11 protein-coding genes and 1 pseudogene are annotated in these 12128 nt (G+C 69.6%); 6 read left to right on the top strand and 6 right to left on the bottom strand.

The genetic code is table 11. The annotated features are described in order from the left end of the window. Window positions 1–1092: 1092 nt before the first annotated feature. Both ACFU9P_RS00005 and ACFU9P_RS00010 read left to right on the top strand, forming a co-directional pair. The gene (locus ACFU9P_RS00005; protein WP_384076421.1) at window positions 1093–3615 is read left to right on the top strand and encodes a Helicase associated domain protein; all 2523 of its coding nucleotides are present in this window, start codon (window positions 1093–1095) and stop codon (window positions 3613–3615) included. A 33-nt stretch (window positions 3616–3648) separates the two neighbouring features. After that, entirely contained in the window at window positions 3649–3882 is a 234-nt protein-coding gene (locus ACFU9P_RS00010) for a hypothetical protein (RefSeq protein WP_384076424.1), read from the top strand. 573 nt (window positions 3883–4455) lie between these two features. Here the strand turns inward: ACFU9P_RS00010 and ACFU9P_RS00015 are convergent. Next, window positions 4456–5043, bottom strand: coding sequence for a hypothetical protein (locus tag ACFU9P_RS00015; protein WP_384076427.1), 588 nt, complete (start codon window positions 5041–5043; stop codon window positions 4456–4458). Between the two features lie 562 nt (window positions 5044–5605). Between ACFU9P_RS00015 and ACFU9P_RS00020 the strand changes: the two genes are divergently transcribed. Next, window positions 5606–5818: a hypothetical protein gene (locus tag ACFU9P_RS00020; RefSeq protein WP_384076430.1), complete on the top strand. Its 213-nt coding sequence runs from the start codon at window positions 5606–5608 to the stop codon at window positions 5816–5818. 631 nt (window positions 5819–6449) lie between these two features. Here the strand turns inward: ACFU9P_RS00020 and ACFU9P_RS00025 are convergent. Beyond that, window positions 6450–6983, bottom strand: a complete 534-nt coding sequence (locus ACFU9P_RS00025) for a MarR family transcriptional regulator (protein WP_384076432.1) — start codon at window positions 6981–6983, stop codon at window positions 6450–6452. Next, the gene (locus ACFU9P_RS00030; RefSeq protein ID WP_384076435.1) at window positions 6980–7474 is read right to left on the bottom strand and encodes a MarR family winged helix-turn-helix transcriptional regulator; all 495 of its coding nucleotides are present in this window, start codon (window positions 7472–7474) and stop codon (window positions 6980–6982) included. Before ACFU9P_RS00030 ends, ACFU9P_RS00025 begins: the two co-directional genes overlap by 4 nt. Window positions 7475–7899: 425 nt before the next feature. Here ACFU9P_RS00030 and ACFU9P_RS00035 point away from each other — a divergent pair, with 425 nt between their 5' ends. After that, on the top strand, window positions 7900–8418 hold the full coding sequence (locus ACFU9P_RS00035; RefSeq protein WP_384076438.1) for a hypothetical protein: 519 nt from the start codon (window positions 7900–7902) through the stop codon (window positions 8416–8418). Window positions 8419–8785: 367 nt separating this feature from the next. Here the strand turns inward: ACFU9P_RS00035 and ACFU9P_RS00040 are convergent, their stop codons facing one another. After that, window positions 8786–8926 carry a hypothetical protein gene (locus ACFU9P_RS00040; RefSeq protein ID WP_384076441.1) on the bottom strand — a complete coding sequence of 47 codons (141 nt, stop codon included), beginning with the start codon at window positions 8924–8926 and terminating at the stop codon, window positions 8786–8788. A gap of 617 nt (window positions 8927–9543) precedes the next feature. Here ACFU9P_RS00040 and ACFU9P_RS00045 point away from each other — a divergent pair. After that, window positions 9544–9996 (top strand): hypothetical protein, encoded by a 453-nt coding sequence (locus ACFU9P_RS00045; protein WP_384076444.1) that lies wholly within the window; start codon window positions 9544–9546, stop codon window positions 9994–9996. Window positions 9997–10127: 131 nt separating this feature from the next. Here ACFU9P_RS00045 and ACFU9P_RS00050 read toward each other — a convergent pair whose 3' ends face one another. Beyond that, window positions 10128–10748, bottom strand: a complete 621-nt coding sequence (locus ACFU9P_RS00050) for a TetR/AcrR family transcriptional regulator (RefSeq protein WP_384076447.1) — start codon at window positions 10746–10748, stop codon at window positions 10128–10130. A 77-nt stretch (window positions 10749–10825) separates the two neighbouring features. Between ACFU9P_RS00050 and ACFU9P_RS00055 the strand changes: the two genes are divergently transcribed. Then, window positions 10826–11770, top strand: coding sequence for an aldo/keto reductase (locus ACFU9P_RS00055; RefSeq protein ID WP_384076449.1), 945 nt, complete (start codon window positions 10826–10828; stop codon window positions 11768–11770). Window positions 11771–12005: 235 nt separating this feature from the next. Here the strand turns inward: ACFU9P_RS00055 and ACFU9P_RS00060 are convergent. Then, window positions 12006–12110: pseudogene (locus ACFU9P_RS00060) on the bottom strand (IS630 family transposase); the annotation flags it as partial. Window positions 12111–12128: the final 18 nt, after the last annotated feature.

Genomic DNA, 12128 nt, shown 5'->3' on the forward strand with positions numbered 1-12128 from the left:
GGGGTGTGGTGCTCTCGCTCCGCGAGAGCACCAACGGCTCGCTCCGCTCACCGAAGCCAGTGAAACCCGCTACTGGGCTCCTCCGCTCCGCTCCGAAGCCCAGTAGCGGGGAAACCGAGCCGCGTTGCGGCTCAGAGTCCGGGCGAAGCCCGGACTGGTGACCTCCGCTGCGCTCCAGCCACCAAAAAGCGCAGCAGGAGGGTGGGGTTGATGCCCACCGTGGCAGTGAAGCGGTGGGCATCAACGGGCTTCTACTCGGGCTGTGTCACCGTCAGGGCCCACCGGATACTGTCCTGCGAAGCGTCAATCCCCACCGTGAAAGACCCCCGCCGCACGACACCCGCATCCATGGTCACCGAGCCCACACCCGCACTGCCGGCAGGACAGTCCACCGCGAACTCGGCCACCCGCACCTGCTGTGAGTCCATCGTCACCAACACGCTGCCGCCGCCCTCACAGGCCACGGTGAGTACGGTCGGCAGCCCCTCCCACGCACCTCCCGAGGCGACTCCACCGCCTCCGGTCATCTCCTCCACCCACACCAAGCCCTCTGGCCCTGGGTGAGGAAGAAGACCTCCAGCCGCCGCGGCAGGCATCGCCCCTGCCAGGCCAAACGCCGCCACTATCAACACAGTTGCAATCTTCCTCGCACGCATCACGCCTGCCCCTCCCGACGACTTGTCATGAAAAGACAGCGTGACGCAAGGGGAGGTCCGCACACATGAGTACGCGCACTCATGACACTCAAGCCGGGAACGCACTCACCTGAGGGCGACATCCGGACAAGGACGCGATTTGAGTGACCGTCAGGATCCCCATCGGGTTTGCGGTGACGCCGGGGCGGGGAATATCTCCATTCCTGTGCTTCATTTTGAATGATGAGATAGACTCTGGACCTAGACCACACCACTCCGGAGTACTTCGGAGCTTTATTGAGTTCCATTTACCTGCCCCGCTAGCGCCCCGACTGGATCAAGTCAGCCAACAACAGCGCCACTTCCACCGTAACCCCTACGGCTCTCTTACATGCAGGTCTCTCGTTTCCCGTCGCTCGAATCGACCCGGACGGCACCCGGGAGAAAGCAGATGGATATGTCGACCACAAGCCGCGCCGATCAGCGCGAGGCAGCCCAGCGAGAAGCTATTGACGCGGTCCTGCGTGCCCTCGAATTGCCTGCAAGATCACTTGTGCCCGAGCAGGGGCTGCGGACTCAGGTGATCATGGCGACCGGGTCCGGGAAGACCCGGGTGGCGGTCCGCAGCGCGGAAGAGCTCCACGCGGGCCGTGTGCTGGTCCTCGTGCCCTCACTGGACCTGCTCACCCAAACCGAGACCGCGTGGCGTGAGGGAGGCCGCCGTGGCCCAATGATCGGGGTCTCTTCCCTGCGGGGTGGGGAGGTGTCCTTCCCCAACACCACGGACGTGGACGAGCTGGTGGAGTGGACGAGGGGCCTGGACAAGGTCACCGTGTACGCCACGTACGCCAGCCTCGGTCTGGGCACACTGGAGCGGGCGCACGCCGCCGGCCTTTCGGCCTGGGACCTGATCGTCGTGGACGAGGCGCACCGTACGTCCGGCCGGATCGGGAAGCCGTGGGCGGTCGTACACGACAACCGGCGGATCCCGTCGCTGCGGCGTCTGTACATGACGGCCACGCCCCGGTTGTGGCAGCTGGACGAGGACCAGGAGCAGCGGGGCGCGCCGGGTGAGTTGGTAGCGAGCATGGAGGACGACCCTGACGGGCCGTTCGGCAGCCGGTGTTTGACCCTGACGCTGTCGGAGGCGATCGACCGGGGTATCTGTGCGCCGTACCAGGTGGTGTGTGTGGACATCACCGATACGGAGTTTCAGGCCGCGCTGTTGCTCGGTGCCGAGGGCCGGTCGGACGAGATGCGTGGGGCACGTCTCGGTGCCTTGCAGACGGCGTTGGTGAAGGCGTCAGCTGAGGAGGCCTTCAAGCGCACGCTGGTGTTCCACCACGTCGTGAAGGAGGCTGAGGCTTTCTCTTCCGGGGTTCGGGGTGTTGCGGCGCAGTTGCACGCCGCTGATCGGGAGCTGTATCCGGCGACGGTGTGGGCGGACTGGCTGTGCGGCGATCACAAGCCGCTCCGCCGTCGGCGCGTGCTCGGGGAGTTCTCCTCCCTGATCGCCGCCGACGGCACGGTGGTGGAGAAGGCATTCCTCAGCTCCGTGAAGGTGTTGGGCGAGGGCGTCGACATCCGCGACTGCGACTCCGTGTTCTTCGCCGACGTGCGCGGCTCGATGCCCGACCTGGTCCAGGCCGTGGGCCGTGCGCTGCGGATGCAGCCCGGTGAGGGCAAGATGGCCTCTCTCGTGGTGCCGGTGCTCCTGGCTCCCGGGGAGACGGCGGACAACATGCTCACAAGCCGGGCGTTCGGTGGGCTGGCGAAGCTGCTGGAGGCGCTCAGGGCACACGACACCCGTATCGTGGAGCAGTTGGCGCAGCAGCAGGCCCCGAGCCGTTCCAAGCCCGTCCAGAGGGGCGCCAAGGGCGAGGGCGGTAGTGGGGGTTGGGCTGGCGGTCCGTCCGTATCGGCAAAGGCGTTGTTGAAGTTTTCCACGCCGCGTGACCCGGCCGCGCTGGCTGCGTTCATCAAGCTGCGGGTCCTCAACCCCGAGCACGAGCACTGGCGTCGGGGCGTGGAGGCCGCTGTGTTGTACGCGCGTGAGGTCGGCGATCTGAGGGTGCCGTTCACGTACCGGGTGCCGAAGGGTCCCGAGGCGGTAGGGGCGGGGTGGCCGGCCTCGCTGGCCAACTTCCCACTGGGGCAATGGATCGCCGACGCCCGCCGCTTCTACGCCCGCGGGGACATGGACGAGGACCGTGTCGAGCAGTTGGAGAAATTGGGCATGGTGTGGTCGCACTTCGATGTCGCGTGGGAGGAGGGTCTGGCCGCCGCCCGCGGGTGGGCTGCCGAGAACGGGCACCTCCTGGCTCCGCTGGATGCCACCTACCAGGGTGCGAAGGTGGGTATCTGGCTCAAGAACGCTCGGGCCGCCGCGCGGAAGGCTGCTGGGATTGAGCGGCGGCGTGCCGAGGGGCTCCCGGTCGGTTCGTCGGCCGGGGCGCTGTCGGAGGACCGGCGCGAGCAGTTGGGGGAGATCGATCCGTCGTGGTGCCCGGTCTGGCCGGTGGAGTGGCAGCGGGCGTTCCACCTCACCCGGCTGTACCTGGACGAGGGCGGTGCCCTGCCTACCGGGTCGGGGGACGTGGTGCGCCAGGGCGAGGACCTCGGGCGGTGGGTGCGGGTACAGCGGCTGGGCTGGGACAAGCTCACCACCGTGCAGCAGTGGTTGTGCGAGCAGGTCCTCGGGATCACACCCGCGGCCGAGGACGAGAAGCCGCCCGCGCGCCGCACGCAGGCCGACAAGTGGGCCGCCCACCTTGCCGCCGCCCGGCAGTTTTACGAGCGTGAGGGGCACCTGCGGGTGCCCCGGAAACACGTGGAGACGATCGTGGTCGGCGGCGACGGGGACCAGGAGGAGCGGGAGTTCAAGCTGGGCGCCTGGATCGGCAACCAGCGCAGCAGGGCTGCGATGCTGGCGCCGGAGCGCGTGGAGCTGCTGTCCGCGATCGGCATGCGCTGGGTGTAGGCCTGCCTCTACGGATGCTGTCATACCGGCCAGGTGCTGCTGTGCGTGGTGGCGGGCCGTATGCAGCGCGTTGCTGCCTTGGAAAAATTCAGGGTGCGGGAGACGAAGTGGTCGGGCTGGTGGTGGGGTGGTGAGCAGTCTGCCGTCCGGCTGGAGGCGGTGCTCGGTGAAGCCGTCCGGGGCGCCGGTGGCGACGGGCGTGCGGGCCCGCGGATTGTGCAGCACTTGGAAGCCTTGCTGAAGGTTTCGTTTTTCTCCGGTCCGTAGTTACCGGCGACGTAGCCGAGTGGCATGGGCAGGGCCGCGTCCGGGTCGGGGTCGTACATGAGGCCGAGGCGGGTCATGGCTATGTCTCCCGGCCTGTAGCCGCGTTCGGTTCCGTGCGGGCGAACTTCGACACGGGTGGCGCTGTTGGTGAAGATCACGGCGGCTGGGGTCTTTCGTTTGGGTCTGGCTGGATCAGGGAGCGCCCGCCGCGGGAGCGGCTGATGCCGGCGTTGGTGCCGTGGATCGCAAGGCGGAGGAAGCAGCCCACGCGGAGGGGGTCCCTCCCACGCCCTTAAGGCTGTGAGGGAGCAGGCGACCACGACAACGCCGCAAGGCGCGGCCCGCCGCGGCAGCGGCCGATGTCACTGCGGGCACGCGAGCCCAGCGAGATCCACACGAGAGGCCCTGGGTGCTCGGCTTCCGACTGGGCGAACAGGCTGCTCGGGATCGTCTTGTGCTTGTGCCGGTGTTCTGTGACGACCTGGGGGTTCAGCACGGGCGAGGCGTGACTGTCGCGGGTGGCGATGTCCCGGATCCCATAAAGGTGGGTAGCCGGGGAGCTGCTGGTGTGGATCAGGGCGCTGGGGCTGTGGAAGGACGGCGCGGCCAGCACGAAAGGCATGTCGTCGACATGCGGCTGCTCCCGGAGTCGGACCGTACCCGTAGCTCCTGTGCGGACAAGGCCGTGCGGAGACAGGTGCGGAACGTCTCGATCTGTACATCGTCTCCTCGCAGCAGAGTGTCGGACAGCACGGGCTCACCACCGCGGGCCGGCTCGGCCACCACCGTGCGCAGCCCGTCCTCCGATTCGCCGCTGGGATCTGGAGCCACCGCGTACGGGCGCCGCCGGTCCCTCAGGGCCCGGCCTCGGCCGTCGACCGGCTGGAAGTCGACGAACCGCTCCTTCCAACAAGCGCAGAGTCGGGCCGACGCGCCATGGACCTCTTCGGGCCGGACTCTCAGATCGGCCTTGTGCTCGGTGCCCATGAGCGCGGGAACGGACGTGCCCGTCATACGGACCGTCATACGCGCCCGGACCCGGCCGCCGCCGGGGACATCGCAACTGATGCGGAGACCGGGCGGCTCCGGCTCCAGATGTGGCAGGAAGCGGAAGCCGTCGCCGGGGTCCTGGACGACGTGCGAGGTCAACGGGCGCGGCACCGGTCAGGGCCTCCCCCTTGTGAGGCCGCCTGCGTCTCCGCGCCGCCCTCGGGGGACCGACAGCCGCGATGTTCAGGTCTGTCTCCACCTGGTGCGGGGCGATGCCGGTGTCGTGGTGCAGAAAAGTGAACCGGAGCCGGTGTGTGCCGGGTTGTGCCGGGTTCCGCGGCCGTGACGCGGAACTGAGCGGACTGGGCGTTCCCAGGGCCGTACAGCAGACCGTGGCCGGTCCGACCTCCGCGCTGCTCCCCGGGACGGCCACCATGTCCGGCAGGGGCCGGGCGCCCGGGCGGGCCCAGGGATGCCCGGACTCAGCCCCTCCCCCAGCGTCAGCGCACCAACCGCCACCAGGCCCTCAAGAGCCCGGTCGAACGTACCCCCCGGCTGCACAGCAAGGCGTACAGCGCTTCCGGGACCCGGCGCGGTCCTCGCGCGGTTCGGCGGTGCGGATCCTCGGGGCCGGGGCAGCACGACCGTACGCCCGCCCGGGTCGCCGTAGGCGGGGTCGGCCCGCAAGCCGGTGCCGACGAGGCCGTCCTGACGACGCCCGAGGGAGATGGCGATGAGGTTCGTCCGGCCGGGCGCACTTGGTGTACTCGCCGTTGTGATGGCGGTGTTCACGCCGTATGTGTTGCGTACCGAGTCCGTCGGGCGGGCGGTTGCCTGGTCGATCGTGCTCATCGGCACGGTCGCCTTCCTTACCGTGCTGGTCCGTGCTGAGCTGCTGATCCGTTCCCTGGGCCGGCGAACCGGCAGCGACGCCTCCGAGACCTGACAGGCCGGCCCGGCAAGCGCGCTGCCGAGGGGCCGGGGCCGCCACCAGGGCAGTGCGCGGTGACGGCCCCCGCGAAGGCCGCTCAGGAGGGCGTGGTGTCCGGTGTGAGTGGGGCGGGGTCGGCGAGGGCCTTCGGGCCGGCGGTCCGTTCCACACCTCTGCCGGGCTGCAGGAGCCATGCCACCGGGCAGGGCTCGTTCGTCACTGTCGGGGGCGATGGCACGCAGGGTTCCGCGCCGGCCGGTCGCGGTGTCCTTGACGTCCCGGCCGGTCCAGGGGTGACCGCGGTGGAGCGGGCTCACGGGGCCTGACCGCCCGTCGTGGCCGGCGGGGGCCAGGTGCAGCGCACGCGCACGCCGTGCTCCCGGAGACACAGCGGGTCCCGCGGTGGCGGAACTCGTACGCCGGCTCCGGGGCGATGGCGGCCGGTCGGCGTACGAGTACCGTGGCGACGGCGCCGGCGACGGCCAGTTCCCGGATCCGCTGCCGCCCTGGGCGGCGGCCCGGGTCGGGCTGGCCGTACTCGTCGGTGATCACCTCGGTGACCGTCGGCCCGCGTTCCCGCGTTTCCGCGCGGAGGCGTGGGCAGCCTGCGCGTTTGTACTGATCGGCCCGGCCGGCGGTCAGGTGGTCAGGTGGTCAGTGCCGCGAGCTCCGCGTTGGCGCGCTCGGTGACCAGGGCGAGGACGCGGCCGGCGGCGGCCAGGTCCGCGGCGGGTATCCCGCCCCAAATGCGGGCGCTGACGGGGGCCGTCTCCGCGCCGACGGCGGCCGTCAGCTCGCGCCCTGCCTCCGTGGGGCGAAGGTGCGCACCATCCGCGACGAGCAGCCGCTTGGCCAGCAGCTCGTCGAGAGTGGCGCGGATGCCGGCCGGATCGGCCTTGAGGTAGCCCTGGACCTGGGTGACGAGATCGTCGGGCGTCCGCGGGGCGTCGGCGGTGAGGGCGGCGCGCAGGGCGATCTGCTGCTGAAACGTGATGCCGTGCCGCGCCAGGAAATGCTCCAGAACGCCGCGGGCGGCGTAGTGGGCCAGCGCCAGGGCGCGGGCATCGGCGACGGGCCCGGTGGTGGCGGGTTCGGTGGTGGCGGGTTCGGTGGTGGCGGGTTCGGTGGTGGCGGGTTCGGTGGTGGCGGGTTCGGTGGTGGCGGGTTCGGTGGTGGTCATGGTGTTGTCCCCTGAGTGCTCTCGTCGTTCGGCACGGATGGAGTGAGAGGTACGTCGAGCAGGGTCGTCAGCTCGTCGGCGAACGCGCGCGTGCGCGGGGCGTCGAGGCCGCCGAGCGGCTCCAGCAACTGCTGAAGCAGCTGCTGGACCGCCGCGATGGCCTGCCGCGCGACGGCCTCGCCCTGCTCGGTGAGGGCGAGCTGTACGGCGCGCGGATCGCGGGGGTCCCGGGTGCGTTCGATCTGACCGGTCGTCTCCAGGGCGCGCGCCAGCTTCGAGACGTACAGCGCCTCCAGGCCGGTGCGGTCCGCGAGCCGGCGCTGGCTGGGCCGCTCGCCGCTGCACTGCATACCGTGCAGCGACGCGACCAGTACGTACTGCGCGTGGGTGAGACCCAACGGAGCCACCGCACGATCGACCGCGACGCGCCACTTGCCGGCGAGCCGCCACACCAGAAAGCCGGGCGTGGGACCCGGCGAAGCCTTACCCATAGCGAATAGAGTACATGGATACTATGTCCATGGCTACTATTTTCCCGTAGACGCGACGGCGCACCCCGAACAGACCAACAACACCCACGAGCCGTATCGAAGCCCGGTCCCGTAACGCCCTGCTCCTGGACCTGCCGATGACCGGATTCCTACCGGCACCCTGTGAGCCCCGGGGGTTCGCGGAAACTGAAGGCTCTTCAGCGCGCGGGTTCGGGTGGAACACGAGGTGGTGAGCGTGTCGAAGCGCCTCGGGGGCACCATCAGCGCCGCCCTTACTGGTGTTCCGGCGCTGTGTCCGAGGATGTCGTACTTACGCGCTGACACTGCGGCCGACGTATCGGACCACCCGCAAGACCTGGCCCTCCCAGCCCGCAGTAGAGTCGCTGTGATCACCACGAGGGCCGTGATCACTACAAGGGGGCTTCATGCGGATCCGGCGTGTCGGGCGTACGGGAATCTTCACCGCGATAACCGCGGCCTGTCTGCTGTCCTGTTCCGCGGGCACGGACCACACCTCCGCAGGCGCCGGGACGAGGGACACCTCCCGCACCGTGGGGTCCGCCCCGGCACCGGCGGACGCCACGGTGCAGGAGAACACCGCCGTCGATCCGGCCCCCGCGGCCGCCCCGAGGCCGGAACTGGTCCGCGACGCCTTCGCCGGCCTCCAGGCCACCCTCAACGACACCTGCACACCAGGCTCAGGAGACTGCGCGTACTACCTGGGCAGAGTCCACGAAGAACTGACAGGCCTCGATACGGCGATGAAGGCGGACCCGAAAGGCCCAGGCCACTTCCCCGAGCCCATCGCGTGGATCGCCGACCTCCGCACGACACTCAACGGCGACACCTCCACGCAGAACCTGGAGACACACCGCACACAACTGATCAGCGTCCGCGGCCGGATCAACACCTGGATGCAGGACCACCCCGACGACTACCACTGACCACACCGACCACCAGCACCACCAACGCCAACCGAGCCTCCCCGCCTCCAGCCTGACGGCACACCGGCCGGACACAGCGAGGACGCCTCAAAAATCCCGAAGTCACGTCACCGGACGACAAGACGCCGGAAAGAGGCAGAAGCCCCTGGCCACAGAGGCATGGGGCTTCCGTACTCGAGGGAACTCGCGGGATGTCACACATTCGGTGGACGATCAGCCCTGGCGGGTGGCGCCGGCAGCAGCTGGACCAGCCCGCCGGCCACGCCCCTCCCGCCGACCAGCCGCCGACGGCCTGACCCCACCCCCCCAACCTCAAGGAATCCGTGCAGGGGTCTCAGATGCAGACGGCGCGGGCCACAGTGACCTATCAGGACATCTCGCTGACACAGCAGCGGATCACAACGTCGGCGACGTCGGCGACGTCGGCGACGACCGTCTGGCGCCGGTCCTTGTCCCTGCCGATCGGCGAGGAACCGGCGCCGTACGGGCCGTCGATGACACGTCGCATCCACGGCGTCCAAGCCGGCGCGCAGCAAGGTGTCCACGACGGCACGGGCCCGGCCGGCGGGCGGCACGTAACGGGAGGCGGTAGCGGCCCACACCACCACCGAGCCGCAGCCGCCGGAACGGGCGACGCCGATGCCCTCACCGCAGGCCAGACACCCGAAGAACACCTCGTCCCCCTCGTCCACACCGGTACCAGCCAGCACCCAGCGCACAAGCCCGGCGGGCAGCCCGGCCACAGCCCCTGCTGGCCGGAACGGACACTGCCAGCCAGATACCTGCACCAGGATCCGGCCCACACCCCCGACATCCACCCCGACCCCGACCGACTCACCAACACCACCCGGAAGCACACCGGCCACACCGACTGCGACCCCCTCCACCCACCCACCCACCCGGACCACACCAACGAACAACACAGACACCACATACGCCCCGCGCGGTCGGGAACACCCCGGGCTCCTGGCACTGACAGGCCACCGACACGGTCGAGCGGATCTGCCGAGCAGGCATCACAGTGAAATCCACTCGACCAGTTCAACCCACTGACGAGACCACGCACAGACGCCGTCGACCGAACCAGCAGCCCGCGAGCTTCAGGACTGCGCCGCTCTCTGGAGCATGGGCGAAATCCGCGCAACCGACGTCGTCACTGCTGCCTGTGATGCACTCATTGCCGGCCTCGACAGTCCTGCTCTGCGGATTTCGGCCGCGTGCACAGAAGCGGAGGCGGATTACGACGTCTCCGACCTTCTTCCCCCAGTACTCGACGAACTGGGCCTCACCTTGCACCCAGTGGGCAGCGTTGCCGGACAGGAAACCGCCGCACGAGCACTTGCCACCCGGATGCCGGCCGGCGAGCTGACCCCACGCGAGCTGGCCTTCCGGATCCACCAGCGCTTCGGGCACGAACTGCCCCTGGCCGAGCGACTCGCCGAACTGGACGACGACTACGACGTCCTCGAATACGGCGACAGAACACCGACACAGGTCGACGCCGATGTCACGGCCGAAGCTCTTCGGCTTGCACAGCATCGTCGTGTCCCAACCGAACCTACACGTGCACCGGCCTGAAGCAGACCGGTAGACCCGTGGGTTCAGGCCGAAGGACTTTCGGTTCCTTTGAACCCACAGGGATCTGGGCCCGGGACTCCCGGAGCCGGCGCAAGCCCCCACCTGACCAACCGTTTCGGGCGGGGCGCGGGTCAGTGAGCCGTTTTCGGTCGTAGTGCGTCCATGACCAGGTCGAGCAGCCGTCCGGCCTGCCCAGGGGAGTCACCGCCCGTGGTGGCGAGGAGGGTCCCCATCAGCATCACGGTGATGTCCTGCGGGTCGACGTCGGTGCGCAGCGTGCCGGCTTCGGCCCCGCCGGCCAGGATCGTGGCGATGGCAGCGGTGATGCGTTCCCGGGTGGCCGGTGTGGCGATCCGCCCTGAGGCCCAGCCGGCTCGGAGCGTCTCGGCCATCGCCCGTTTCGTGGCGACGAAGGCGGCGTAGCGCTCCATCCATGCGCGCAGCGCCGCGTCCGGCGGGAGTTGCCGGAGCAGCGCTGGAACGCTGCCGGTGACATCGTCGAGTTCGGCGGCGTACACGGCCTCCACCAGAGCCTCCCTGGTCGGGAAGTGGCGGTACAGCGTGCCGATGCCGACGCCGGCGTCGCGGGCGATGGCTTCGAGCGGGACGGTGCCCTCGGCAGCCGTGAAGGCGGCCCTGGCGACCCGGATGAGCTTGTCGCGGTTGCGCTGCGCGTCGGCCCGGGGGGCGCGGGCGCCACGAGGCCGGTTCCCGATGTCGGTTCCGGGGGGTACGGGGTCGCCGGTACTCAATGCGGAGGAACCTCCGGTACAGTGATGGAGAAGCGGAGGTTCCTCCGCTTCACCTAGCTTACGCGGAAGGGTCGCCCATGACCGCAAACACCGCTCACTCCCCGCAACTGACGCCCTCCGGTGCTCCACGTGCCGGCAAGGCCGGGACGCTCGGCGACCACACGGTGTCCCGCATCGGATTCGGCGCGATGCAGTTGGAGCGCTTGCACGCCGACCGCGCGGCCGCGATCAGCCTCCTGCGCCGCGCGCTGGAACTCGGCGTCGACCACGTCGACACCGCCCACTTCTACGGCGACGGCTTCGTCAACGGGCTCATCCGCGACGCGTTCCGCCCCGAGGACGGCGTCGTGATCGTCAGTAAGGTCGGCGCCGACCCCAACCCGGGCGGCGCCATTCCGCTGCGTCCCGCCCAGCGCCCCGAGCAGCTGAGGGCGAGCGTCGAGGACAACCTCAAAACGCTCGGCCTCGACCAGATCCCGGTGGTGAACCTGCGCCGCCTGGACACCGGGCCAGGTCTGCGGGCCGAGGGAGACCAAGTGGTCGATCTCGACGACCAGCTCGCGGTGATGACCTCCCTACGGGACGAGGGCAGGATCGGCGCGATCGGCCTGAGCAGCGTCACCCTCGACGGACTGCGCCAGGCCCTTCCCGCGGGCATCGCCTGCGTCCAGAATGCCTACAGCCTGGTGGCACGCGGCGACGAGGACATGCTCCGGCTCTGCGTCGACGAGCAGATCGCCTGGGTACCGTTCTTCCCGCTCGGCGGCGCTTTCCCCGGCATGCCGAAGGTGACCGACGAACCGGCCGTCAGCACCACCGCGCGGTCCCTCGGCCGTACCCCCGCACAAATCGGCCTCGCCTGGCTTCTGCACCACGCACAGAACGTGCTGCTCATCGCCGGCACCGCGAACACCGAACACCTCGAGGCCAACGTCGCTGCCGGAACGATCGCCCTGGACGACACCGCCATGGCCGCTCTGGACGCCGTCCAGTCGCGCTCCATCGACATGTCATTCGGCTGAGCCCAGACCCAGGAGCCAAACCCGCAAAGACACGCCGACCGTAGCGCGACGCGCTTCGGCCCGGCCCCGGACGGCCACCCGGGGTGAAGAACAGACTCCGGGCACCCCGCTACGACAGGCGACATCGAAAACCTGCGCCGCGCCCGCAACACCGCGCACGACCAGCTGGACAAGGCCGGAAACGACGGCCCCTGGTGGTCCGAGTGGCTCAGCCACCACGCGCTGGACACGGGCAGGTCGCCGGCAGCCGGTCAGGCTTGCCCTGTCTGGCCCGGCACAAGCCAGCAGTCGGACGAACGCCCAGCGGGCCGAACTCGTCGAAGGCGAAGGTCCGGTCAGGCCGCTCGTGTCGATCTCG

Source organism: Streptomyces sp. NPDC057617 (genome assembly GCF_042800555.1).
Taxonomy (GTDB): domain Bacteria; phylum Actinomycetota; class Actinomycetes; order Streptomycetales; family Streptomycetaceae; genus Streptomyces.

Coding starts and splice junctions, on each gene's coding strand:
- ACFU9P_RS00035 (WP_384076438.1), top strand. CDS start 7,900: ATGCGGATCCGGCGTGTCGGGCGTACGGGAATCTTCACCGCGATAACC.
- ACFU9P_RS00055 (WP_384076449.1), top strand. CDS start 10,826: ATGACCGCAAACACCGCTCACTCCCCGCAACTGACGCCCTCCGGTGCT.
- ACFU9P_RS00005 (WP_384076421.1), top strand. CDS start 1,093: ATGTCGACCACAAGCCGCGCCGATCAGCGCGAGGCAGCCCAGCGAGAA.
- ACFU9P_RS00045 (WP_384076444.1), top strand. CDS start 9,544: ATGGGCGAAATCCGCGCAACCGACGTCGTCACTGCTGCCTGTGATGCA.
- ACFU9P_RS00025 (WP_384076432.1), bottom strand. CDS start 6,983: ATGACCACCACCGAACCCGCCACCACCGAACCCGCCACCACCGAACCC.
- ACFU9P_RS00020 (WP_384076430.1), top strand. CDS start 5,606: ATGAGGTTCGTCCGGCCGGGCGCACTTGGTGTACTCGCCGTTGTGATG.
- ACFU9P_RS00030 (WP_384076435.1), bottom strand. CDS start 7,474: ATGGGTAAGGCTTCGCCGGGTCCCACGCCCGGCTTTCTGGTGTGGCGG.
- ACFU9P_RS00040 (WP_384076441.1), bottom strand. CDS start 8,926: ATGCGACGTGTCATCGACGGCCCGTACGGCGCCGGTTCCTCGCCGATC.